Source organism: Arthrobacter sp. ok909 (assembly GCF_900104405.1).
Lineage (GTDB): Bacteria > Actinomycetota > Actinomycetes > Actinomycetales > Micrococcaceae > Arthrobacter > Arthrobacter humicola.
This window is the reverse complement of the sequence record NZ_FNJS01000026.1, coordinates 33,783-57,171: the sequence shown is the minus strand read 5'-3', so window position 1 is coordinate 57,171 and position 23,389 is coordinate 33,783. Positions and strand designations below refer to the sequence as shown.

Genomic DNA, 23,389 nt, shown 5'->3' with positions numbered 1-23,389 from the left:
AGGAGACCGACCCCATGAACTTCCCCGCCTTCGCTGACACCGCCCATCCCGTCACCTGGCCCGACGGCCACCGTGCCGCAGCATCCTTCACCTTTGATGTCGATGCCGAATCCTGCACGATCGCCCATGACCCGCAGAGCACCCGGCGTATGTCCCTCATGACGCACCAGTCCTACGGGCCCAAGGTCGCCGTCCCGCGGATCCTGCAGATCCTCGAGCGGCAGGACATCCAGGCGACGTTCTTTGTCCCCGGATTCACCGCCGAATGCTACCCCGACGTGGTCCGCCGGATCGCGGACGGAGGCCACGAGATTGCCCACCACGGATACCTGCACGAACCAATGCAGGGCATCGACGCCGCCACGGAAGCACGGTTCCTGGACCGGGGCCTGGAAGCCCTGGCCAAGGCCGCAGGCGTCCGGCCGACGGGCTACCGTGCCCCGTGGTGGGAGCTCAACTGGCACTCCGCAACGCTGCTTGCCGACCGCGGGTTCCTGTACGACTCAAGCCTGCTCGACGGCGACGCCCCCTACCGCTTCAGCGTTGCCGAGGGAGATCCCCGCGACCTCGTGGAGATCCCCGTCGACTGGGCCCTGGATGACTGGGAGCAGTACGCCTTCTACCCGGGCGTCACGGGGAGCGGTGTCATCGAAAGCCCGGCCAAAGTCCTCGAAATGTGGACGCTGGAGGCCGAGGCGCACCATGCTGCGGGTAGCTGCTTCGTCCTGACCAACCACCCCTTCATCTCCGGCCGGCCGTCCAAGGCCGTGGCCCTGGAACAGCTGATGGAGCGGGTCAAGTCCATGGACGGCATGTGGGTCACCACCATGGAGAAGATCGCGCAACACACCCGCGATTCCGTGCGGGAAATCCAGAGCCACGCCCGCATTGACGTGCCCGGCTTCCCGGATACCGGCGCACGGTTCATTCCGGCGACAGTCCGCCGGAATGAAGGAACCCCGGCGGGAGTCGGGGCTGAAATCTAGGGCAGCATCACAAGCAGACGGCTCAGGTCTCCGGCGCGGCCCCTCATCACGAGAAGGCCGCGACGGGGACCATTCCGTCTAGAGGGGTTTGCCCATCGCGTAGGCCACCGCGGCGTAAGCCAGGGCGCCGGACATTTCCTTGAGCAGGTCCGGGTTGGTGTTGGCGATGGTGTCGCAGGCCTGGTGGTAGCAGGGATCCAGATGCTTGCCAGCCTCGCCGCCATAGGTCTGGGCCTGGGCCTGGGTCTTCTTCTTCTGGTCACCGGTGAAGAGCCCGCCGCCCGGAATGCCGGCCGACAGAAAGGCGTCGTAATCGGAACCGCCGTCAAAGGGCGTGGTCTCGGCGGGCAGCGAGTTCTCCTTGAAGTAGCGGAAGAGGATGTCCTCGATCGCCTTGGACCCGGCGGGTCCGGCGTGGCCGTAATCCGTCCCGTCGCCGTCGTGCACGGACCGCACGCCGTTGGGCGAGGCCACCATGTCCACATTCAGGTACGAGGCGGTCTGGCCGATCTCGGCCTTGCTCAGCGAATCGACGTAGTGCTGGGACCCGTAGAGGCCGTCTTCCTCCCCGCCCCAGAACGCAAACCGGACCCGGTTGGCCGGCGTGATCCCCGCTTCCTTCATCCACCGGGCGGTCTCAAGGACTGCCGCCACCCCGCTGCCGTTATCGTCAATGCCCGGTCCATCCTTCACGGAATCCAGATGCGCGCCCACGACCACGGTGCGCTCGGCGCTGCCCTGCGTGTCGGCCAGGATGTTGAACGACTCCACCTTCGGCTTGCCACGGCCCTCCCCTTTGAAGCTGAAGGTCTGCCGCACCGGTGAATAGCCGGCGGCCCGCAGCTGGTCCTCGATGTACCGGGCCGATTCCTCATACCCGGAGGTGCCCGACGCGCGAGTGTCGCCGTTGGCATCGGCGATGCTCTGCAGGGCCTTCAGGTGAACGGTCATGTCGCGGGACTTGAAGGCGTCCAGCACCGCGCGCGCGTCCACTGTGCTCACAGGCTCGAGCTGCTTCACGGCAGCTCTGGGAGCAGCACCGGCGGATTTGGCGGACTTGCTGCTCGCGCTGCCGGACGGGGTGCCGGCCGCGGTCTCGGAAGTGCAGGCCGCCGTCGAGAGCAGAATCACCGCGAGGATCGAGGGGAGGACGTGTTTGCGCAAAGTGATCATGCCGAGGAGCCCCATCGTTAGTCGGTACAAGTTCGCTTGCTTTCCGGCCGAAAGGTCAAGACGCTCGCCACTGACGCTCCAGTAAGTCGCGGCCGCCATCGCCCGGCAGATACTCCTATCCGATCGAACCATTGTGGGCCTTTCCGTGGTAAGTGCAACAGCGCCCTAGTGTGAAAGGGGTGTGCTGTGCAGTCGCTTATTGCTCCGGCAAACGGCCTACCCCTGATTGTGTGCTTTCCAGGACCGGGCGCCGCAGACATGATCTGCGGCGCCCGGCCCGGTGGCGCTCCCGGCCAGCGAGGTGCCTGCTACGCCAGCATTGCCTCGACGTCCGCCACTTCCGGGTAGGCCGTTTGCGTCCCTTTCCTGGTTGCTGCCAGGGCGGCGGCAACCGAGGCGAAGGCGGCAGCGGCCGGGAGCGATTCCCCGGCCGCCAGGCGTGCCGCGACGGCCCCCGTGAAGGCGTCGCCGGCGCCGGTGGTGTCCGTGGCGTTGACCCTGGTGGGTTCAATCCGGGTGACGTGGCCCCCGGCGACGGTACTCGAGTCCAGGACCACGGAGCCGTCAGCGCCCAAGGTGACCACAACGCGGTGCAGTCCTCGATCGGCAAACCTGCTCCGGACCGGCGCCCACGCCGCTGTGTCCGCGCCGGAGTCGGGCACGGCGGCGCCGCCCAGGAACAGCGACGCCTCGTGCGCATTCACCAGCAGAACGTCGCAGAGGCTGGCGAGACTCGCGGGGATCTCGGCGTAAGGCGAGAGGTTGAGCAGGACTGTTGCGCCGGCGTCGTGCCCCAACCGGGCCGCCGCTTCAACGGTGTCGAGGCCAACCTCGAGGCACAGGCACACCACCGACGCGCGCTCGAACACGTCGGCCGAGCCGGCAACATCCTCCGGCGCCAGCGTGCCGTTGGCCCCGGCCGAGATGATGATGTTGTTTTCACCGCTCGCGTCCACGGAGATGACGGCGACGCCGGTGGCGGCCTCGGGAGAGCGGCGGACGCGGGAAACATCCACGCCCGCCCCGGCCGTGGAGGCCAGGAGCATGGTGCCGTTGGCGTCGTCGCCGACCGCGCCGATCAGGACGACCCGGCCGCCGAGCTTGCTCGCGGCGACGGCCTGGTTGGCGCTCTTGCCTCCGGGGTTCACCGCAAAACCGTTCCCGTGCACCGTTTCGCCGGGAAGCGGGAGCCGCTCGCAGTAGATGGTCAGGTCCGCGTTCAGCGAGCCGACGACGACGATCGGGGCAGGGGTCGCGATGGTCACTTCGCCTCAGCTTCCACGGGCTTGGGAATCAGCAGTGAAGCAGCAAATGCCGCCACGGTGATGATAAGGCCCACCACGATCGCGGTCAGGTAGGAAGCCTGGGCGTCGCCCAACGCGGAGGAGGCCACGAGTGCCGCCGGCAGGGCCAGGAAGCTCAGGCCCGCACCCAGGTTGAACGCGCCGGCGTTCATACCGGGGAGGAAACCGGGGTTGCCTTCGGGGGAGAGGACAACGCCCAGGCCGTTGAGCATGATGTTGACCGTCCCCGCGTACATGATGCCCAGCAACGCTGTGCCGGCAATCATCATGGGCAGGCTGCTGAGGCCGAAGAAGGCAATGATGGCCAGGGCCACGATGCTGCCGGCCATGCCGATCCGCAGAACCTTGGTGTAGCCAAGAACCGGGGCAAGCCGGCCGCTGATCGGGCCGACGATCCAGCCCAGCAGGGCATAGGGGGTGAGGATGATCAGCGACATCTCGGTGGGACCCACGCCGAAGCCGGGGGCCGTGGCCTGCACGTAGGCGGGAACGATCCCGTTGATGACCGCGAAGACGCCGGTCATCGTCAGGGTGGTGGTCAGCAGCGGCGCCCAGGTGGAGCGCCGGCGCAGGTGCGCGGTTTCCACCATCGGCTGCGGGGTGCGCTTTTCCACCATCCAGAAACCGCAGAAGGCGATCGCGGCCACGGCGATCAGGGCGATGGCCAGGGTCAGTGTGCCGGAAGAAAATGCGCTGACCAGTTTCGAGGCTTCGTTGAGGGCGGTCAGCAGGGCGCCGACCGCGATCACGATGAAGAACACGCCGGGCCAGTCCATTTTGGTGCCGACTGCCGGCTTGCTTTCGCCAGCCAGGACGGCGACGAGAGCCGCGGCCAGGACTGCTAGCGCGACCATGAGCCAGAAGATGCTGCGGAACCCGAAGTGTTCGGCGAAGTAGCCGCCCACAAACGAGTCCACGCCGGCAACCCCGCCGTTGACGGCGGTGATGAGGCCCATCAGGGCGCCGTACTTGCGCGGGTCGCTGACGGCCGAGCGCAGCATGATCAGGCACAGCGGCACGGTGGGGCCGCTGACCCCCTGGACGATGCGGCCGACGAAGAGCCACGTGATGTCCGGGGCCATGGCCGCGATCAGGGAGCCGACGGCCATCATCACCATCATGCCCAGCAGGATTTTCTTGCGTCCCACAATGTCGCTCAGGCGCGGCAGGAAGAGGGAGAACAGTGCTGCCGCGGTGAAGAACCAGGTCTGGGACAGCCCGATCACGGCCTGGTCCGTGTGGAGTTCGTTGCCCATCGTGACCAGGGCGGGGCTGAGCATGGAGGCGTTGAGCTGGAAGGCAACGCAGGCCGTCAGCAGTGCGGCGGTGAGGGCGGTGACGCTTCCGCGCGTGGTCTTGGCTTCGTAGGTCAGGGTGCTCATGAGTTGGCTGCTCCTGCGTCGACGCTGACGGCGGCGGACGGGTCCACGTCGCCGATGCGCACCAGGGCGTCCGTGACGAGGTTCCAGAATTTCCCGTGGTCGAGGTCCACTGCCACGGAGGTGTGGCAGTCCGCCGGCGCCGGGGCCCGGAAATCGGCCACGGTCATGCCGAGCGTCAGCTGGCCCTGCAGTTCGATGTTCACCGGCACTTTGCGGGTGGTCATGACCGTGGGATCGATGACGTAGGCCACCGCGCAGGGGTCGTGGACGGGCGGGTAGTCAAAGCCCTGGGCGTCCTTGTACGTCTTGGTGAAGAACTCCATCAGTTCCAGCACGAACTGCGCGGGCCGGGTGCCCACGGCAGCGATCTTTTCCACGACCTCGGGGGTCGCCAGGGCCTGATGCGTGAGGTCCAGGCCCACCATGACCACCGGCCACGGCTCGTTGAACACGATGTGTGCGGCCTCGGGGTCGATGATGATGTTGAATTCGGACACGGCACTCCAGTTGCCCACGTGGTAGCCGCCGCCCATGAGGACGACTTCCTTCACGCGTTCCACGATGCGCGGTTCCTTGCGGGCCGCCATGGCGATGTTGGTCAGTCCGGCCGTGGGCACCAGGGTTACGGTGCCGGGCTCGTGCGCCATGACTGTGTCGATGATGAGGTCGACGGCGTGGCGCGGGTCCAGTTCGATGTTCGATGCGGGCTGGGCGGGGCCGTCCATGCCGCTCTCGCCGTGGATGTCCGGGGCGGTTTCGATGCTGCGGACCAGCGGCCGAGCGCAGCCGGCGGCGAAGGGGACACCGGTGATGCCGGCAATCGTGCCGACCGAGAGGGCGTTGCGGGTGACCCGCTCGAGGGTCTGGTTGCCGACAACCGTTGTGACGGCCAGGAGCTCAATGTCCGGATTGCCGTGAGCCAGCAGCATGGCCACGGCGTCGTCATGTCCCGGATCGCAGTCCAGGATGATCTTCCGGCGTTCCGGTTTCAAGGTGATGGGATCCACGTATATCTCCACGTCGTTGGGGGGTCCGCCGGGGCGGCGCACTAAAGCGTTCAGTGAGAGTTTGGCACTCTGCCGCGAGGTACGTCAAGCGCTTAACGTTCATGACGTCAAGCGCTTAACGTTCATGGCGTCAAGCGCTTGATGTATTGCGGCGCATACATCCCGCCGCTCCCGGATACGATCGAGGTATGGAATCCGGCGATCACGTGCAAGAACTTCGGGGGCGCACCCCGCGCGTCACTGCGGCCATGGTGGCCGCGCGGGCCGGGGTCTCCACCGCAACGGTCTCCCTCGTGGCCAACGGAAAGACCCGGGGGAGGGTGTCGGAGGACAACATTTCGCGGGTCCAGGAAGCCATTGCCGAACTCGGCTATGTGGTGGACAGCATCGGCAGTTCCCTGGCCAAAGGCATCAGTTCGATCGTCATTCTCGTGGCCCCGGACATCTCCAACCCGTTCTTCGCGAAGGTCATTGCCGGCGTCCGCGGTGTCTTGGGCGCCGATTACCAGCTGTTGCTCTCCGTCACGGACGCCGGGGAGTTCCCGCGCGTCGACGACGTCCGCCGGCTCCTGGCCCTGCGGCCGGCCGGGCTGCTGGTGGATGCGCCCAGCGCGACGTTCCTGGACGAGCTGTCCGTTGCGGGACCGCTGGTCCTGCTGGACGCCCCGGGCCTGGAGTCCTTCGCCCCCTCGGTGAACCTCGACGTCGGACATGGGGCGCGCCTGCTGGCCCGGCACCTGGCGGACTCCGGACACAAACGGGCGGCGTACGTGGACAGCGTGACCGGCACCGCGACGTTCGAGATCCGCCGGGCGGCGTTCTTGGCCGAGTCCGCCGCACTGGGCATCACCGTCGCACCGGACCATGTCATCGGCACCACCATTGACGTGGGCGCGGCCGCTTCGGCGTTCGCCGCGGCGTGGCCGGGCTGGCAGCGGGACGGCGTGACCGCCGTCGTGTGCGCCACCGACACCCATGCCTACGGGGTGCTGCAAGAAGCCCGGGTGGCCGGTGTCCGCATTCCGCAGGAACTGGCCGTGGCAGGCTTCGACGACCTGCCGTACTCGGCCACGTCCAGCCCGGGCCTGACCAGCGTCCACCTGCCCGGCGATGCCCTGGGGGCGAAGGCCGGTGAACAGCTCCGCCGGCTCATGGAGGGCAAGGGCCTGGAAGAGCCCCAGCTGATCCTCCAAAGTTCACTGATCGTGCGCGGTTCCACGGAGCCGGCCGGCACCTAGGGCACCGATCCGACGAGTTGCCGCAACCACCAACGTCCCTCCCGAGGAGTTGTCACCATGACCAGCGCACCCTCCCTGACCATCCAAAACGCCCGGATCTTTGACGGACGTTCGCCCGAGCTGACGCGAGGATCCATCGTGTTCCGTGACGGGCTTATTCAGGAGATCGGCGACGTCATCCCCGAAGGTGAGGTGATCGACGCCGGCGGCAGGGTAGTGGTGCCCGGTCTCATCGATGCACATTTTCACGCGTACGCCGTGGGGCTGGGCGGCCTTGAGGTTGAGCGTTCGCTCCTGAGCTACGCAGCCCTGGTGGGGGCGCGCCGGTTGGGCGCCGCAGTGCGGCGGGGATTCACCACCGTCCGCGACGTGGCCGGCGGGGACAGCGGGCTGGCCCGCGCCATTCACAGCGGCCTGGTCAGGGCTCCAAACTACTACTACACGGGCCCGGCCCTCAGCCAGACCGGCGGCCATGGCGATCCTCGGTCCGCGGATGTGGACGTCTGCTTCGATCACGGTCATATGTGTGCCGTAGTGGACGGAGTGGACAATCTGCGCGAGGCAGTCCGTGAACGGTTCCGCACGGGAAGCCACGCCATCAAGATCATGGCCTCCGGAGGGGTCGTCTCCCTGACGGATCCCATTCGGCTGCCGCAGTACTCAGCGGAAGAAGTCCGGGCGGTGGTGGACGAGGCCGCCCGGCGCAAGAGTTACGTGGCGGCCCATGCGTATTCGCCCGAGGCAATCAGGCATTCCGTGGAAAACGGGGTTCGTTCCATAGAACACGGGAACCTCCTGGACCGGGACACCGCGCAGCTGATGGCCGAACACGGAAGCTTCCTCGTGCCGACGCTTGCCGCCTACGACGCCATGAGCAGAAGGGGAGCAGGTCTGGGACTGAACCCGGTTTCCCAGGCCAAGAACGCCGAGGTGCTTGAGGCCGGCAAGGTCGCTGTGGAACTGGCCCTGCAGGCCGGAGTCAAAGTGGGCTTCGGGTCCGATCTGATGGGGGATCTCGAGGACGATCAGCTGGTCGGCATTCGGCTTCAGATCGAGGCGGCAGGTGTCCTGGAGACGCTGAGATCACTGACCTCAGTAAACGCAGAGCTCCTTCAGGACCCAGGCATCGGAGGCATCAGCTCCGGGATGGCAGGCGATGCCGTGATTCTGGACGGCGACCCCTTTGCGGACCCAGCAGTTCTCTGGGACCAGAACAGGCCGAGGACTGTCATCCACGACGGTCGCATCATTCGGTGACCCCCGTTTCACGCTGCGGAACGGACGCCGGCGGGGCTACGCCGTGGTGTCCGGAACAACGAGGACCGGCCACTCCCGGCGGCTGACCAGGGCCGCGGCAACCGATCCTTCCAAGAACCTGTCCATCCACGCCAGGGCTCCCGGTCTCTCGCCGCCCACGATCAGCAATGACGCGCCGACATTGTCCGCCAGACGAGCAAGGGCCTTGGCGACGTCTCCGTTGAGGACGCGGAAAGACCAAGACTCCCCGGGAGGCCCGAGGACCGCTTCAAGGTCCCGCAGCAGCTGCCCGGACGGAAAATCGGTCTCTTCTTTCACCACCGGGTCGAGCGAATACGCTGTGCGGATGCCGTCCGGCTCCCATTCCGTCAGGAAGCTGGAGGGATCCACAAAGGCACAGACTAGGTGCTGGCCCAGGGCTCTCGCGAGTTCGGCCGCCGTGCGGACCAGATGCTCCGGAAAAATCCACTGGACGCCGAGCACGATCGGACCGTCCGGCCAAGCCTCATCCGACATGAGAATCAGCCCCCGCGGTGCGTCGTGAGGCGGAGCCGCCGCGCGGTGCAGCGTCCGCGATCAGTGGCCGGGATAGCGCCGGGGCGGCCATGGCCTAACTTTCGGCGAGCTCCGCATGCAGCTTCCGGACCCGGGCCTTGATGTCGTCCCGGACCAGGCGCATGCGGTCCATGCCTTCGATGCCGCGCTCAGAGGGTTCGTCCGTTTCCCAGACCTCGAAGCGGGTACCGTCACGGGGTTCCAGTCTGGCTTCGGTGCCCAGGACGATCACGGCGTCCACAGCGTCCAGGACCTCGTCGGTCACCGGTTTGGGGTGTTCGCCGCGGATGTCGATCCCGAGTTCGGTCAGGGACTCCACGGCCTGGGCATTCAGTGACGTGCCCGGTTTGGTGCCTGCGGAGTGGACGGTGATTCCGTCGCCGGCGAGCTGCTTCATGAGCCCGGCGGCGAGCTGGGACTTGCCGCCGTTCTTGCTGCAGACGAACAGGACGCTGGGCATTTTCGTGGTCTCGGTCATGCGTCTAATTCTTCCTTGTCTGAGCCGGGGTTGTTGAGCAGTGACGCTGTCAGTGCCTTGACCCGGTCATGGATCTCATCACGGATGATCCGAACGGCCGCGACGGGCAGGGCCGCCGGGCCTGCCGGCCGCGCACTGATCCGTTGCAGGACCTCGGTGTTGTCCTGCAAACCCAGGCCGTGTTCAGGGTGGTCGGTCATGTCAGCACTCCAATTCGGTCAGTTGACGAAGGCAGCTGAACGAGGTCAGTTCTCGCCGGAGCGGCCGTGGGCCAGCCCGGTGGGGAACCCGACGAGCACCGGCTCAGGGGCTTCGCAGCATCCGCCGGAGGTTTCAGCCACAAACCCCGCAGTGGCCGCCGGGACGTCGCAGCTGGTGCCGATGTCCGAGGAGCAGACGCCGGTCTCGGGGAGTTCGAGCTGGACGGCGTCGGCCGCTTCCCGGTCCCCGGCCAAGGCCGCGGCGACGGAGCGGACCTGCTCGTAGCCGGTGGCGAGCAGGAAGGTCGGGGCGCGGCCGTAAGACTTCATGCCGACGATGTAGAAGTCCTGCTCGGGGTGGGCGAGCATCTTGGCTCCGTGCGGTTCCACGGTGCCGCACGAGTGGAATTCGCGGTCGATCAGCGGGCCGAGGTCACGCGGGGCCTCGACGCCCGGGTCCAGTTCCAGCCGGAGTTCCCGGAGGATGCCCAGGTCGGGGCGGAAGCCGGTGGCCGGAACGACGACGTCGGCCTCCAGGGTGCGGCCGTTCGTGGAGGTCACGGTGACGGCGCCGTCGGACGCTGCAAGGGAGGCGACCCCGAAGCCGGTGTGAAGTTCCACGGCACCGGACTCGACGAGGCTGCGGAGCCGGCTGCCGAGCTGGCCGCGGGCGGCCAGCCCATCGGCGTCGCCACCGCCGTAAACCTTGGCCGCGGAGGCCCCGCGGATCGCCCAGACGATTTTCGTCCCGGGCACCTGGGCTGCGAGCTCGGCGAGGTTGAGGAGGGTGTTGGCTGCCGAGTGCCCAGCTCCGACGACGACGGCCCGGCGCCGGGCGAACGTCTCACGGTCGCATCCCAGGACGTCCGGCAGGGGCGAGGAGATGTGGTTGGCCGCGGCAGCTTCTCCCACGGCGGGCAGGCCCGAGGTTCCGAGCGGGTTCCGGGTGGACCACGTGCCGGAGGCGTCCATGACAGCTGCGGCCTGGTAGTCGCGGACTTCGCCGTCGGCGTGTTCGACCCGGACCACGAAGGGGGCGGTGTCGCGGTTCCGGCTGTGGGTCTTGTCCATGCCCTGCCGGGTCACTGCCACGACGCGGGCGCCGGTGTGCAGTCGGGACGCGATCGCCGGGAGCGCGGCGAGCGGGGTGAGGTACTGGTCGATGAGGTCCCCGCCGATGGGCAGCGCCGTCGGCTCAGGTGCTTCCCAGCCGGTACGGGCGAGCAGGCGGACGGCGGCGGCGTCGGTGTTGTACCGCCAGGGGGAGAAGAACCGGATGTGGCGCCACTGCTCGATGGCGGCGCCCGCCGTCGGGCCGGCCTCGAGGATGAGCGGCTGCAGGCCGCGCTCGAGCAGGTGTGCTGCCGCGGCGAGGCCGATAGGCCCGGCTCCGATGACAGCTACGGGAAGCGTAGTGGTTACAACCATGGTGTCCTCTGTTTCATCCGGTGGGGTTGCGGTCCGGCACCCAACTAGCTCTCACTTAAGGCCGTTTTGAGGGCTCAAAACGGCCCCTGCTGCGAGCTAGTTGGGCAGGCCGGGAGGCGGGGTGCTGCGTGGTGCAGTTCAAGAGTGGGTGGGGTCCTCCACCAGAGCGGTGGCGATGCTGTCCGCGTCCTCGAGCGCGGCGAGATAGCGTTCGGCGTCGAGGGCGGCGGCGCAACCGGTGCCGGCGGCGGTGATGGCCTGGCGGTAGCGGTGGTCGACGGCGTCCCCGCAGGCGAAGACGCCGGTCAGGCTGGTGACTGTGGTGGGGGAGTCGACCTTGATGTAGCCCTCGGCATCGAGGTCCACCTGGCCGGCCAGCAGTTCGGTGCGGGGCACGTGGCCGATCGCGACGAAAATCCCCGTGGCCGCCTGCTCGCGTGTCTTCCCGGTGACGGTATCGGTCAGGGTGACGCCGGTGACCTTTCCGTTGCCGTGGATCCCGGTGACGGCGGAGTTCCAGGCGAAGCGGATTTTGGGGTTGTCCTTGGCGCGCTGGGCCATGATCCTGGAGGCCCGCAGCTCGTTTTTGCGCACGACGACGGTCACGGTCTTGCCGAAGCGGGTCAGGAACGTCGCTTCCTCCATCGCCGAGTCGCCGCCGCCGACCACGATGATGTCCTGGTCACGGAAGAAGAAGCCGTCACACGTAGCGCACCAGGAGACGCCGTGGCCGCTGAACTTCTTCTCCTCCGGCAGGCCGAGCTCCTTGTAGGCGGACCCGGTGGCGAGGATGACCGCGGGCGCTTCATGGGCCTGCCCCGCAGCGGTGACCACGCGCTTGAGGTGACCGGTGAGCCGCACCTCGGTGACGTCGTCGAACACGACCTGCGCGCCGAATTTCTCGGCCTGCTGCTGGAGCCCGTCCATGAGCTCCGGACCCTGGATGCCGGCCGGGAAGCCGGGGAAGTTCTCCACCTCGGTGGTGTTCATGAGGGCACCGCCGGCGGTGACGGCTCCGGCGATGACCAGCGGCTTGAGGCCGGCGCGGGCGGCGTAGATGGCAGCGGTGTAGCCGGCGGGGCCGGATCCGATGATGATCAGCTGTTCTGTATTAACGATGTCGGCGGTGACGACGTCGGCGCTCATGGCGGTCCTCCTTGGGGGCCGTTTACTTGGCGGGGGCGAGGGAGGCGATGAGGTCCTCGATGCGCCCCTTGATCTCGTCGCGGATCGGCCGGACGGCGGCGACGCCCTGGCCGGCCGGGTCTTCGAGTTCCCAGTCCTCGTAGCGCTTGCCGGGGAAGATCGGGCAGGTGTCCCCGCAGCCCATGGTGATCACGACGTCGGATTCCTTCACGGCCTCGGTGGTGAGGACCTTCGGGATTTCGGCGGACATATCGATGCCAAGTTCCGCCATGGCCTCGACGGCTGCGGGGTTGACCTTGTCCGCCGGGGCGGAACCGGCGGAGCGGACCTCAATCCGGCCCTGGCCGAGGGTGGTGAGGAACGCTGCGGCCATTTGGGAGCGGCCGGCGTTGTGGACGCAGACGAACAGGACGGAGGGCTTCTTGGCGGTTTCGGTGCTCACGGGGTTTCTCCTGGAATCAGTTGGGTGACGGGTGCGTCGCGGTCCGGTTGAGGTCCTGTGCCCGACACGTGCAGCGCTCAGCGGAACATTGATGATGATCGATGCAGAAAGTATCGGACCCTAGATTGATGATTGTCAATATTTGCAAAGTCGACTTCACCGCCCCCGCCGGGCATCCCGGCCGGCGTTGGATGAACCGGCGGGACATGCCCCTTGCCCGCAGCGGGAAGGGGCGGGCGGTCATGGTCGGGGGACTAGGTGGCGAGCACGCGCGGCGCGAGGTCATTGATCCGGTGGGCGATGTCATTGAAGGCGTTTTCGAAGGCTTCCTCGGTGCCCAGACGCAGCGGATCCGGCACTGACCAGTGCACGCCGCCCAGTCCGGCCAACTCCTCATGGGCGCTGTCGCAGACGGTCACGACGAAGTCTCCGTCCCCCGCCACCTGCTCCAGGTTGCGCGGAGGAAGGCCTGCGAGGTCCACGCCGTGACGCCGGGCGACTTCGATGGCACCTTGGGCGACGCGCTCCGCGGGATGCGTTCCTGCCGACGTTGACGGGATTTCGCTGACCTGCTGCCAAAGTGCGGCGGCCAGCTGGGACCGTGCACTGTTTTTCGTGCAGACGAACAGAACGCGTCGGGCCCCGTGTTCCGCGCCGGGCACCAGGCCCTCCAGGGCGCCGGCGGCAAGCCGGATGTAGCTGCGGCGCCTGTCGGCCTCGGAGCGGTGGCGGGTTGCCAGTCCGGCATCTTCCAGGGCGCGCAGGTGGTGGGACAGCAGATTCGACGGCATCCCCAGCTCTGCCTGCAGTTCCGTGGGGGAGAAGTCACCCAGGGTCAGCAGGTCAACGATGCGCAGCCGCGCGGGATCGGCGAGGGCCGCATGTTTGGCTGCCCTCGCCCGAAGATCCTTCATTGCCTCAATAGTCATTGATTCAATTTTGACTGAGTTAATTCTTTGGGTCAAGCTGTTGCCATGACTTCCCATCAACCGCCGCTGTGGCGTCGTGCCGTCGCTGAACTGCTCGGCACCAGCTTGCTCGTGATGATCGTCGTCGGTTCCGGAATCGCCGCGCAGCAACTCTCCCCCGGGGACGTTGGCCTGCAGTTGCTCCAGAACAGCACGGCCACGGTGCTGGGCCTGACGGTGCTGATTCTGGTGCTCGGACCCGTGAGCGGCGCGCATTTCAATCCTGTGGTCTCCCTCGCCGACTGGATCCTGGGTCGACGCAGCGGCGCCGGGCTGACCCTTCCCGAGCTTGGTACCTATGTGGTTGCCCAGACCGTGGGCGCGGTCGTTGGCAGCGCGGTCGCGAACGCCATGTTCGAGGTGGGCACGTCCATCTCTGCCAAGGAGCGCGTAACCCCAGGGCATCTGCTGGGCGAGGTTATCGCTACCGCGGGTCTGATCCTGCTGATCTTCGCCCTCGCGGCCACCTCGCGCGGCGTGCTCGCCGCGCCGGCGGTGGGCGCCTATATTGGGGCCGCGTACTGGTTCACGTCCTCGACGTCGTTCGCGAACCCGGCGGTGACTGTCGGCCGCATCTTCAGCGACACCTTCGCCGGCATCGCACCGGCCTCCGTTCCCGGCTTCGTCGTGGCGCAGCTGGTCGGCACGGCAGTCGGCCTTGGCCTCCTCCTGATCCTGTTCCCCTCCGCGGCACGCACCGCGGACGACGCCGTTCTCCCGCGCAGTTCCGAAACGGCCAGATCCTAGCCGTCGCCGCCCCTGGCGGGCCGACCCGTCTGCCCCTCCACCTAACATTGATGATTGTCAATATCAGGGCATAATGGGTACATGAACTCCCTGCCTCTACTCGAGCCGGCCACGGACGAATCCTGCTGCGCCCCGGCAGGAGTGCCTGCCTTAGGTGCTGAGGAGGCGAAGCAGAAAGCCCTGGTCTTCAAGGCGCTGGCCGATCCGAACCGGCTGCGGCTGCTCTCCATCGTCAAGGGTGCCGGAGCTGGCGAAGCCTGCGTCTGCGATCTCACCGAGCCACTGGACCTGGGGCAGCCCACCGTGTCCCATCACCTCAAGATCCTGGTCGACGCCGGCCTGCTGCACCGCGAGAAGCGCGGCACCTGGGCCTACTACTCCCTCGTTCCGGGCGCCATTGAGCAGACGGCCGGCCTCCTGGCCTCCCTGTGAGTCGCCATTCGGAGCCCGACCTCACGGTCCGTCCGATGCAGGAATCAGACTGGCCCGAGGTCCGACGGATCTACGGCGAGGGAATCGCGACCGGGCAGGCAACGTTCGAGGCCGCGGCGCCGGACTGGCCCAGTTTCGATGATTCGAGGCTCACCGACCACCGCCTCGTGGCGCAGGCGGTCGAGGGCAGCGTCCTCGGCTGGGCGGCGGTCTCCGCCGTTTCCGCCCGTCCCGTGTACTCCGGCGTCGTGGAACACTCCATTTACGTTTCCGAGGCCGCCCGCGGCCGACGGATAGGGTCCGTCCTCCTCCGGTCCCTGATCGCCTCGACGGAAGAGCGCGGCATCTGGACCATCCAGGCGAGCATCTTTCCCGAGAACGAACCGAGCTTGAAGCTGCACCTCGCGCATGGTTTCAGGATAGTGGGGCGACGGGAAAAGATTGCCCGGATGGCCCGCGGCCCTGCCGCCGGCCAATGGCGGGACACGGTCCTGATCGAACGGCGCACACAGGCCCTTTAGTTCTTGCGCTAGGGGCACGACGGGGGCAAAGGTAGTCCCCAAGAGCTGACATTGCGGCCGCGACCCAGGAGGACACCATGAATGCCAGGACTCCCACCACCGAGGACCGGCTGCGTGCCATGCTGGAGAACATCAAGGCGGCAACCGCCAACACACGCCAGGCGATGGACGCGCCAGGCGATGATGATTGGGTGCAGGACGGCGAGTCGGACGCTGAGTACCTGCGGGCGATCCAGCGCGACACGATTGCCAGGCTGGACGCCACCGCCCAGGACATCGAATCCCTGCTGGCCGAGCGCCTGGGCGGCTAGCCGGGAAGGCAACGGCCCCGCCGCACACTGTGCGGCGGGGCCGTTGAGGCGGGTCAGGCAGGTTGGGTGCTGAGAGCAGTCAGCGCCGACAATCTGTATTCACCCACAGGCTCTTCGGGCAGCATGGGAATGAGAGCGACCCTGTCTGTCAACGTGTACACCTTTGAGATCTGTTCGATCTCGCTCGCGGCGCGGGCCCGCAGGAACGGCGACTGCGGGTGTGCGGCCGCGATCGAGTTGTTGATGACCCAGGCCCAGGGATGAATTCCCGCCCTTTCCAGATCATCCTGCAGGACTTCGGCTTCGAGCACAGGTGTCGTCTCAGCCAGCGTGACGAGGACAACCTTCGTCTGTGCCGGATCCTGAAGCCGCATGAGCGGTGTCACGAACCCCATCGTGTCGCCGACCTGGCGGGAAATCTCACGGTGGTACGACCCTGTGGCGTCCAGGAGCAGAAGTGTGTGGCCGGTCGGCGCCGTGTCGATCACCACGAAGTGGCGGCGGGATTCCTGGACCACCCTGGAGAACTGCCGGAACACGGCCACCTCGTCCGTGCACGGGGACATGAGGTCCTCGGCCAGCGCCGCGCGGCCTTCGTCGTCCAGGCTCCGGCCCTTGGTCTCCATCATGTGGCTTCGATATTCCTGGATGGCCGCATCCGGATCAATGCGGGAGACTTTCAGGCCCGGGGTGGATCCCTGCAGCGTTTCGGTCAGATGGGCAGCCGGATCTGTCGTGGTCAGGTGGACCGTGTGTCCCCGTTTTGCGAGGGCGACGGCGATGGCGGCAGCGACAGTGGTCTTCCCGACCCCGCCCTTCCCCATGCACATCACGAGACCGTGGCCGTCGAGCTCCACTTCGTTCACCAGGGCAGCCAGCGGGGCATCTTCGACCCCGGCATCCGCCGCCGCGCCGGGCGGCATGCCGGCCCCGGCGGCTGCGAACAAGGTCTCAAGGGCCGGAATGCCGACCATGTTGCCCGGCCTCAGATCCAGAACGTCGCGCGGAAGGGCGGCGACCGGCTCGGGCATGGCGGCGACGGCGGCAGCTTCCCGGGCGCGCAGGGCCTGCGCCAGATCCTCCTCGCCGGCGGCGGGCGGCAGGACGCCGTTGATGACCACGTAACCCCCGCCGATGCCGATTTCGCCCAGTTCCAGAAACGTTCGTTCGATCTCCGTCAGGGATGATGCCTGCGCGCGGCTGACCAGGACAAGGCGCGTCCGGGCCGGGTCGGTGAGAGCCTGCACGGCCTTGGCATACACCTGCTTGTGCTTCTCGAGCCCTGAGAGGGGGCCCAGGCAGGAGGGATCTCCCTTTCCCGTCTCGAGAAAGTCGGTCCATGAACCAGGCAGTTGCAGCAGCCGGATCGTGTGGCCCGTCGGGGCGGTGTCGAAGACGATGTGGTCATACTCCGCGTAGGCCAGGTCGTCGGCGAGCAGGTTGGTGAACTCGTCGAACGAGGCGATCTCCGTGGTGCACGAGCCCGACAGACCTTCAGCAATGCTGGCCAGCTCGGTCTCCGGCAGGAGGCCGCGCACGGGTGCAATGATCCGCTCACGGTAGGCTTCGGCGGCCTGCTCCGGGTCGATTTCCAGTGCGGAGAGGCCCGGCACATCCTGGATGGGCGTGACGGTATTTCCGATGGCCACACCAAAGACCTGTCCAACGTTCGACGCAGGGTCGGTGCTGACCAGAAGCACGTGCCTTCCCGCTCTTGCCAGGGTCAGGGCGGTCGCGCAGGCCACCGAGGTCTTGCCGACGCCGCCCTTTCCCGTGAAAAACATAAACCGGGGCGGGTCCTCAAGGAACTTCACGCCGGAACCTAGCAGCAGCTCGTCGAGCCGCCGCAGCAGCCGCCGGACTTCTTTTCGGTCAGGCCCAGCTCCGGGCGCGGGGTCGGCTGTTCTGCCGCTTCGCCGAGTCCGGCGAACGTCAGCAACTGCGCCCTGCTCGGGTAGGCGCCCGTGGCGACGGTGACGCCGTCAACGACAGTGAGCGGCAGGCCCTTCGAGCCGACGGTGTGCATGTAGCCGCGGACCGTCTCATCCGTAGCGAAGGCCGTCGGGTCGCTGGCCAGATTGTGCCGCGCGATGTCGGCGCCCAGCCCTTGAAGGTGGCGCACGTTTGCCGTCACGTCGACCAGCGACTGGTCGACGTCGGGGCCGCAGACGCCGGTGTCGCAGCAGAGAGCGGATTCATAGATTCGGATGGCAGGCATGCGGTTCTCCTTGGCTGTTGCGATGGTTCGATCCAGTGCCGAAACCCTGTGCCGGCCTCATGCGGGCGGTCGTCCCAGGGGGCATGTGGCTTACGAACGAGTGCGTCACATTCACCAGTATATTGATATTCATCGATGCATGCTAGCCGGGCGGCGCGGAGCGCTTAACGGACTCCCCGTCATGCAGGCTCCGTCACTCCGTTCTAGACTCGGATCCACGCTCATCCCCGACGAGGAGGTCACGATGGCCGGCGGCAGCCGCGAACCCGGCAGGACGGTGACCTCGAAGGTCCTCGCCATCCTGGAGGCCTTCGAAAAATCCCGGGGAGCCCTCAGTCTGACGGGCATCGCCGAAAAATCAGGGCTCCCGCTGAGTACGGCGCACCGGCTGGTCAACGAGCTCACGGACTGGGGCCTCCTCTCTCGGGAGCCCAACGGCCGCTACCAGCTCGGCATCCGCCTCTGGGAGCTCGCCCAGAACACCGGCCGCCAGCTCCGCGACGCGGCCCGGCCGTACGTCCAGGACCTCTTCTCGCTCACCGGCGAAACCGCGCACCTGGCGGTCCGGGCCGGCCACGAGGTGCTCTACATCGACCGCGTCTACGGCTCCAAGCGGGTGCCCCGGGCCTCCCGCGTCGGCGGCCGCCTGCCCATGCACGCGACCGCCGTCGGCAAAGTCATCCTGGCCTTCGAGGAGGACTGGGTCCGCGACGCCTACCTGAACCGGCAGCTCGAGCGGCACACCGCGCACACCCACGTTGACCCGCAGAAGCTGGCGGCCGAACTCGCCCAGATCCGCGAGCAGGGCTACGCCACCACCCTTGAGGAGGTCCGGCTGGGATCCTGCTCGATCGCCGTCCCGGTCTTCCATACCGGCAGGATCGGCGCCGCGATCGGGCTGGTGCTGCCCACCAACCAGGCCGCTACGATGACCCGCCACCTGCCGGTCCTGAGGGGCATCGCGGCGCAGATCGAACGCGCCACCGCCCGGATCCCGCTGGAAACGCTGCTGGGCAGCAATGTTGCGGGAACGGACTAGGCCAGATCCCTGGCAGCAACAGGCTCGACATCAACTGGTTTCCGCTCAGTGGAAGTGAGCCCTGCCATTCCGGAGTGATGGGGGCCACACTGGTGAATAAGAACCCGCGGCATGCAGTGGCGCTGCCGGCGGGACCGAAAACCAAGGAGCCCAGATGTCATCGTCGACTGAAACGGCCGGCCGCTGTCCCTTCGGGCACGGCGCCGAAGCCCCCGCCGGGCACCACGGCTACGAGCCGTTCCAGATGAAGAATCCCTTCCCCGCCTACGCCGAACTCCGGGCCGAGCAGCCCGTCATGTTCGACGAGCGGATCGGCCTGTATGTCGTCTCCCGCTACGACGACATCAAGGCCGTCTTTGAGGACTGGGAAACGTTCTCGAGCGAAAACGCCCAGGCGCCCGTCCGTGAACGCGGCGCCGCGGCCAAGAAGATCATGGACGACGGCGGCTTCACCGCCTACTCTGGCCTCTCCGCCCGCCGCCCGCCGGAGCACACCCGCATCCGCGCCGTGGTCCAGAAGGCCTTTACGCCCCGCCGCTACAAGGCCCTGGAGCCCTTCATCCGGCAGAACGTTGTCGAGCTGCTCGAAGCGATGCTCGCGCGGCCGGAACACCGCGGCGACATGGTCAAGGACCTCGCCTATGACGTCCCCACCATCACCATCCTGACCCTGATCGGCGCCGACGTCTCCCAAGTGGACACCTTCAAGCGCTGGAGCGATTCCCGTGCCGCCATGACCTGGGGCGACCTCAGCGACGAGGAACAGATCCCGCATGCCCACAACCTCGTGGAGTACTGGCAGGAATGCCTGCGCCTGGTCCGGGTGGCCCACGAGGAAGGCGGCGATAACCTCACCGCCGACCTGGTCAAGGCGCAACAGGAAGGCGCCGAAATCTCCGACCACGAGATCGCCTCGGTCCTCTACAGCCTGCTCTTCGCCGGCCACGAGACCACCACCACCCTGATCTCCAACGCCCTCCGCGAACTGCTGGCCCGCCCCGAGCAGTGGCAGCAGCTTGTGGAGGACCCCAAGAAGATCCCCGCCGCCATCGACGAGGTCCTGCGCTACGCGGGCTCGATCGTCGGCTGGCGCCGCAAGGCTCTCAAGGACACCGAAGTCGGCGGCATCGCGATCAAGGAAGGAGCCCAGCTGCTGCTCCTGATGGGCTCGGCCAACCGGGACGACACGAAATTTGACGCCGGCGAGGACTTTGACATCACCCGGCCCAACGCCCGCGAGCATCTCTCCTTCGGGTTCGGCATCCATTATTGCCTGGGCAACATGCTCGCCAAGCTCCAGGCCAAAATCGCGCTCGAGGAAGTGGCCCGGCTCGCCCCGGAGCTGCAGCTGGAGAACCCGGAAGCCATCGCCTTCCGCGAAAACCTCTCCTTCCGCGTCCCCGAGACCGTCCCCGTCAGCTGGAAGGCCTGAGAAATATGCACAGCAATGAATACATCCAGTTCTTCGACGGCGGCATCGAACCGAAGCTCGAAAACCTCGGCGGCAAGGGCGCCTCGCTGGTCACCATGACCTCCGCGGGCATGCCGGTCCCACCCGGCTTCGTGGTCACCACCGCCCAGTTCGACGCCTTCATGCAGGAAGCCGGCATCACCCGGGACATCCACGAGCTCCTCGCCGGCCTGGACCCAGAAGACATGGCCCAGGTGGACGAGGTCGCCGCCGCCATCCGCGAGGACATCCGCTCCCGCCCGGTGCCGCAGGCCCTGCGCGAACTCACCGTCACCGCGTACGAGTCCCTGATGTCCCGCTTCGAGGCGCCGGTCCCGGTGGCCGTCCGCTCCAGCGCCACCGCGGAGGACCTCCCGGACGCCTCTTTCGCCGGCCAACAGGACACCTACCTCTGGCTCGACGGCGTCAAGGCGGTCACCGAGCACATCCGCCAGTGCTGGGCCTCCCTCTTCACCTCCCGCGCCATCATTTACCGGCTCAAGAACAACATTCCCAACGAGGGGCTCTCGATGGCGGTGGTGGTGCAGAAGATGGTCAACGCGCGCGTCTCCGGCGTCGCGATCACCATGGACCCCACCAACGGCGACCGCTCCAAGATCACCATCGACTCCTCCTACGGGGTCGGGGAGATGGTGGTTTCGGGCCAGGTCACACCGGATAACATCATGCTGGACAAGGTCACCCTGACCGTCGTCTCCGAACACCTCGGCGACAAGCACGCCGAACTCGTCCCGGACGCCGCGGCCGGCCGTCTGGTGGAGCGTGAGGTCGACGCCGAACGCCGCGGCCGCCGCAGCCTCACCGATGCCGAGCTCACCGCCGTCGCGCAGATGGCCAAGCGCGCGGAGAAGCACTACAAGTGCCCGCAGGACATCGAATGGGCCCTCGACGCTGACCTGCCCGACGGCGAAAACCTGCTCCTGCTGCAGTCCCGGCCGGAAACCGTGCACTCTTCCAAGCCAGTTGTCCCGTCCTCGGCCGTTGCCGGCGGCTACTTCAGCGGACTCAGCCCCGCACCCGCTGCACCCTCCGCCGCCACGGCGCCGCCGGCCGGCAACGCGCCGTCGTCCGCTTCAGGATTCAGCCTCGGCAGCATCACCGCCTCGCTGCTCAAGCCCTCCTTCTAGACGTTTTGACCCGATAGTCCGCTCCGTCACCCAGGCTCAACGCCGAGCCCGTATTGAAAGGACCGCCATGTCCCTGAAGTCCTTCCCCAAGCCCTCCGAGCTTCCGGTTCCCGCCGGCGCCGAGGGCTGGGAAAAGCTCTACCCGTACTATCTGGTCTTCCAGGACAAGCTCAAGGAACAGGAGGACGCCAAGTTCTGGTTCTGCGACAGCCAGCACTGGCCTACCGTGTTCAAGCCCTTCGAGACGATCGGCGGCGAGTTCGCGGTCAAGTGCCTGGGCCAGTACAACGCCCGGCACCTGATGATCCCCAACGCCAACGGCATCGAGTTCCGCATCCACCTGGGCTACCTCTACATGTCGCCCATCCCGGTCCCGGCGGACCAGATCGCCGCCCGCGTGCCCCTGTTCGAACAGCGCGTGGGCCACTACTTCCAGAACTGGGAACAGCTCCTCAAGCAGTGGCACGTCAAGGTCAAGGGAACCATCGACGAGATGGAAACCATCTCCTTCCCCAGGCTCCCGGACATGGTCCCCATGGAGGACATCCTCTCCGGCAAGGGCAAGGACGGCTCCGAGAAGCTGCTGGAAAGCTACGACCGGCTGATCCAGCTGGCCTACCAGAACTGGCAGTACCACTTCGAGTTCCTCAACCTCGGCTACATCGCCTACCTGGACTTCTTCAACTTCTGCAAGCAGGTGTTCCCCAACATCCCGGACCAGTCCATCGCCACCATGGTGCAGGGCGTGGACATGGAGCTCTTCCGCCCGGATGACGAGCTCAAGCAGCTCGCCAAGCTCGCCGTCGAACTGCATCTGCAGGGACACTTCAGCCACACCGACGACGTCGACGCCACCCTGGGAGCCGTCGCCGCCGCCCCCGGCGGGGACCGCTGGATGGCCCAGTACGAGGGCGCGAAGGACCCGTGGTTCAACTTCACCGTGGGCAACGGCTTCTACGGCCACGACAAGTACTGGAACGAACACCAGGAAATCCCGCTCGGCTACATCGCGGACTACATCCGCCGGGTGGACGACGGCCAGGAAATCATGCGCCCGGTCGAGGCCCTGATCACCGAACGCGACCGCATCATCGAGGAATACCGGGACCTCCTGGAAGGCGAAAACCGGGCCCTCTTCGACGCCAAGCGCGGGCTCGCCGCCACCGCCTACCCGTACGTGGAGAACCACAACTTCTACATCGAGCACTGGACCATGGGCGTCTTCTGGCGCAAGATCCGTGAACTCAGCCGCATGATGCAGGCCGAGGGATTCTGGACCGAACCGGACGACCTCCTCTATCTGGGCCGCAACGAGGTCCGTGACGCCCTGTTCGACCTCGTCACCGGCTGGGGCGTCGGCGCCAAGCCGATCGGCCCCGACTACTGGCCGGAGGAGATCGAGCGACGCCGCGGAATCGTGGACGCGCTCAAGACCGCCCGGCCGGCCCCCGCGCTGAACACCCCGCCGGAATCCATCACCGAACCTTTCACCCGGATGCTCTGGGGCATCACCACCGAGCAGGTCCAGCAGTGGCTGGGCGCCGGGGAAGCGGTCGAAGGCGGCGGCCTGCGCGGCATGGCGGCCTCGCCCGGTGTCGTGGAAGGCCTGGCCCGCGTTGTCACCGACGCGGACCAGCTCTCCGAGGTGCAGCAGGGCGAAATCCTCGTCGCCACCGTCACCGCGCCGTCCTGGGGCCCGATCTTCGGCAAGATCAAGGCCACCGTCACGGACATCGGCGGCATGATGAGCCACGCCGCCATCGTCTGCCGCGAATACGGCCTCCCGGCCGTGACCGGGACCGGATCGGCGTCCACCACCATCAAGACCGGTCAGCGGCTGCGGGTGGACGGGACCAAGGGCACAGTCCAGATCCTCGACGCCGAGGAGCCGGAGCTCCAGGTCGCCGGGCCCGGTGCCCACAGCCACAGCCATGTCTGACCAGCGGATGAATGACTCAA

At 67.0% G+C, this 23,389-nt stretch carries 24 protein-coding genes; 11 read left to right on the top strand and 13 right to left on the bottom strand.

The features are described from left to right. Window positions 1-14 precede the first annotated feature (14 nt). Window positions 15-986, top strand: a complete 972-nt coding sequence (locus tag BLR03_RS17915) for a polysaccharide deacetylase family protein (protein ID WP_091255285.1) — start codon at window positions 15-17, stop codon at window positions 984-986. 78 nt (window positions 987-1,064) lie between these two features. On the opposite strand, the gene BLR03_RS17910 is transcribed toward BLR03_RS17915, so the two are convergent. The 4 genes from BLR03_RS17910 to BLR03_RS17895 form a co-directional block, all read right to left on the bottom strand. Next, window positions 1,065-2,159: a M20/M25/M40 family metallo-hydrolase gene (locus BLR03_RS17910; RefSeq protein WP_254788576.1), complete on the bottom strand. Its 1,095-nt coding sequence runs from the start codon at window positions 2,157-2,159 to the stop codon at window positions 1,065-1,067. 308 nt (window positions 2,160-2,467) lie between these two features. Beyond that, entirely contained in the window at window positions 2,468-3,424 is a 957-nt protein-coding gene (locus BLR03_RS17905) for a ribokinase (protein WP_091255282.1), read from the bottom strand. After that, window positions 3,421-4,845 carry a uridine transporter UriT gene (locus BLR03_RS17900; protein ID WP_091255280.1) on the bottom strand — a complete coding sequence of 475 codons (1,425 nt, stop codon included), beginning with the start codon at window positions 4,843-4,845 and terminating at the stop codon, window positions 3,421-3,423. Before BLR03_RS17900 ends, BLR03_RS17905 begins: the two co-directional genes overlap by 4 nt. Further along, window positions 4,842-5,852, bottom strand: coding sequence for a uridine-preferring nucleoside hydrolase UriH (locus tag BLR03_RS17895; protein WP_254788575.1), 1,011 nt, complete (start codon window positions 5,850-5,852; stop codon window positions 4,842-4,844). The genes BLR03_RS17900 and BLR03_RS17895 overlap by 4 nt, the downstream gene beginning before the upstream one ends. A gap of 248 nt (window positions 5,853-6,100) precedes the next feature. Here BLR03_RS17895 and BLR03_RS17890 point away from each other — a divergent pair, with 248 nt between their 5' ends. Together BLR03_RS17890 and BLR03_RS17885 are read left to right on the top strand one after the other, a co-directional pair. Beyond that, a complete protein-coding gene (locus BLR03_RS17890; protein ID WP_091255301.1) occupies window positions 6,101-7,090 on the top strand; it encodes a LacI family DNA-binding transcriptional regulator in 990 nt (329 codons plus the stop codon). Window positions 7,091-7,147: 57 nt separating this feature from the next. Continuing rightward, window positions 7,148-8,347, top strand: coding sequence for a metal-dependent hydrolase family protein (locus BLR03_RS17885; RefSeq protein ID WP_091255278.1), 1,200 nt, complete (start codon window positions 7,148-7,150; stop codon window positions 8,345-8,347). A gap of 36 nt (window positions 8,348-8,383) precedes the next feature. Here the strand turns inward: BLR03_RS17885 and BLR03_RS17880 are convergent, their stop codons facing one another. The 7 genes from BLR03_RS17880 to BLR03_RS17850 all read right to left on the bottom strand — a co-directional run bounded on the left by BLR03_RS17880 (window position 8,384) and on the right by BLR03_RS17850 (window position 13,525). Then, window positions 8,384-8,863: a universal stress protein gene (locus tag BLR03_RS17880; RefSeq protein WP_091255276.1), complete on the bottom strand. Its 480-nt coding sequence runs from the start codon at window positions 8,861-8,863 to the stop codon at window positions 8,384-8,386. A gap of 94 nt (window positions 8,864-8,957) precedes the next feature. After that, a complete protein-coding gene (locus BLR03_RS17875; protein ID WP_091255275.1) occupies window positions 8,958-9,380 on the bottom strand; it encodes an arsenate-mycothiol transferase ArsC in 423 nt (140 codons plus the stop codon). Next, window positions 9,377-9,580 (bottom strand): hypothetical protein, encoded by a 204-nt coding sequence (locus tag BLR03_RS17870; RefSeq protein ID WP_091255273.1) that lies wholly within the window; start codon window positions 9,578-9,580, stop codon window positions 9,377-9,379. The genes BLR03_RS17875 and BLR03_RS17870 overlap by 4 nt, the downstream gene beginning before the upstream one ends. Window positions 9,581-9,625: 45 nt before the next feature. Next, a complete protein-coding gene (locus BLR03_RS17865) occupies window positions 9,626-11,008 on the bottom strand; it encodes an FAD-dependent oxidoreductase (RefSeq protein WP_091255272.1) in 1,383 nt (460 codons plus the stop codon). A gap of 138 nt (window positions 11,009-11,146) precedes the next feature. Then, window positions 11,147-12,154 (bottom strand): thioredoxin-disulfide reductase, encoded by a 1,008-nt coding sequence (trxB, locus tag BLR03_RS17860; protein ID WP_091255270.1) that lies wholly within the window; start codon window positions 12,152-12,154, stop codon window positions 11,147-11,149. A 22-nt stretch (window positions 12,155-12,176) separates the two neighbouring features. Beyond that, the gene (locus BLR03_RS17855) at window positions 12,177-12,596 is read right to left on the bottom strand and encodes an arsenate reductase ArsC (RefSeq protein WP_091255268.1); all 420 of its coding nucleotides are present in this window, start codon (window positions 12,594-12,596) and stop codon (window positions 12,177-12,179) included. Between the two features lie 254 nt (window positions 12,597-12,850). After that, complete coding sequence (locus BLR03_RS17850) at window positions 12,851-13,525, bottom strand: arsenate reductase/protein-tyrosine-phosphatase family protein (protein WP_091255267.1); 675 nt, start codon at window positions 13,523-13,525, stop codon at window positions 12,851-12,853. Window positions 13,526-13,570: 45 nt separating this feature from the next. On the opposite strand from BLR03_RS17850, the gene BLR03_RS17845 reads away from it, so the two are divergent. The 4 genes from BLR03_RS17845 (at window position 13,571) to BLR03_RS17830 (ending at window position 15,575) form a co-directional block, all read left to right on the top strand. Then, the gene (locus BLR03_RS17845; RefSeq protein ID WP_091255265.1) at window positions 13,571-14,311 is read left to right on the top strand and encodes an aquaporin; all 741 of its coding nucleotides are present in this window, start codon (window positions 13,571-13,573) and stop codon (window positions 14,309-14,311) included. Between the two features lie 81 nt (window positions 14,312-14,392). After that, window positions 14,393-14,743 (top strand): ArsR/SmtB family transcription factor, encoded by a 351-nt coding sequence (locus tag BLR03_RS17840; protein WP_091255264.1) that lies wholly within the window; start codon window positions 14,393-14,395, stop codon window positions 14,741-14,743. A 35-nt stretch (window positions 14,744-14,778) separates the two neighbouring features. Next, window positions 14,779-15,264, top strand: coding sequence for a GNAT family N-acetyltransferase (locus tag BLR03_RS17835; protein WP_091255262.1), 486 nt, complete (start codon window positions 14,779-14,781; stop codon window positions 15,262-15,264). A gap of 77 nt (window positions 15,265-15,341) precedes the next feature. Continuing rightward, the gene (locus tag BLR03_RS17830; protein WP_091255260.1) at window positions 15,342-15,575 is read left to right on the top strand and encodes a hypothetical protein; all 234 of its coding nucleotides are present in this window, start codon (window positions 15,342-15,344) and stop codon (window positions 15,573-15,575) included. A 53-nt stretch (window positions 15,576-15,628) separates the two neighbouring features. Here BLR03_RS17830 and arsA read toward each other — a convergent pair whose 3' ends face one another. Further along, window positions 15,629-17,389, bottom strand: coding sequence for an arsenical pump-driving ATPase (gene arsA / locus BLR03_RS17825; protein ID WP_091255258.1), 1,761 nt, complete (start codon window positions 17,387-17,389; stop codon window positions 15,629-15,631). A gap of 8 nt (window positions 17,390-17,397) precedes the next feature. Further along, window positions 17,398-17,793: an arsenite efflux transporter metallochaperone ArsD gene (gene arsD, locus BLR03_RS17820; protein ID WP_091255256.1), complete on the bottom strand. Its 396-nt coding sequence runs from the start codon at window positions 17,791-17,793 to the stop codon at window positions 17,398-17,400. Between the two features lie 244 nt (window positions 17,794-18,037). Here arsD and BLR03_RS17815 point away from each other — a divergent pair, with 244 nt between their 5' ends. The 4 genes from BLR03_RS17815 to BLR03_RS17800 all read left to right on the top strand — a co-directional run bounded on the left by BLR03_RS17815 (window position 18,038) and on the right by BLR03_RS17800 (window position 23,369). Next, a complete protein-coding gene (locus BLR03_RS17815; protein ID WP_091255254.1) occupies window positions 18,038-18,832 on the top strand; it encodes an IclR family transcriptional regulator in 795 nt (264 codons plus the stop codon). Between the two features lie 154 nt (window positions 18,833-18,986). Next, window positions 18,987-20,264, top strand: coding sequence for a cytochrome P450 (locus tag BLR03_RS17810; RefSeq protein ID WP_091255252.1), 1,278 nt, complete (start codon window positions 18,987-18,989; stop codon window positions 20,262-20,264). A gap of 5 nt (window positions 20,265-20,269) precedes the next feature. Further along, window positions 20,270-21,430, top strand: a complete 1,161-nt coding sequence (locus BLR03_RS17805) for a PEP/pyruvate-binding domain-containing protein (RefSeq protein WP_091255251.1) — start codon at window positions 20,270-20,272, stop codon at window positions 21,428-21,430. Window positions 21,431-21,497: 67 nt separating this feature from the next. Next, entirely contained in the window at window positions 21,498-23,369 is a 1,872-nt protein-coding gene (locus BLR03_RS17800) for a PEP-utilizing enzyme (RefSeq protein WP_091255245.1), read from the top strand. Window positions 23,370-23,389 lie beyond the last annotated feature (20 nt).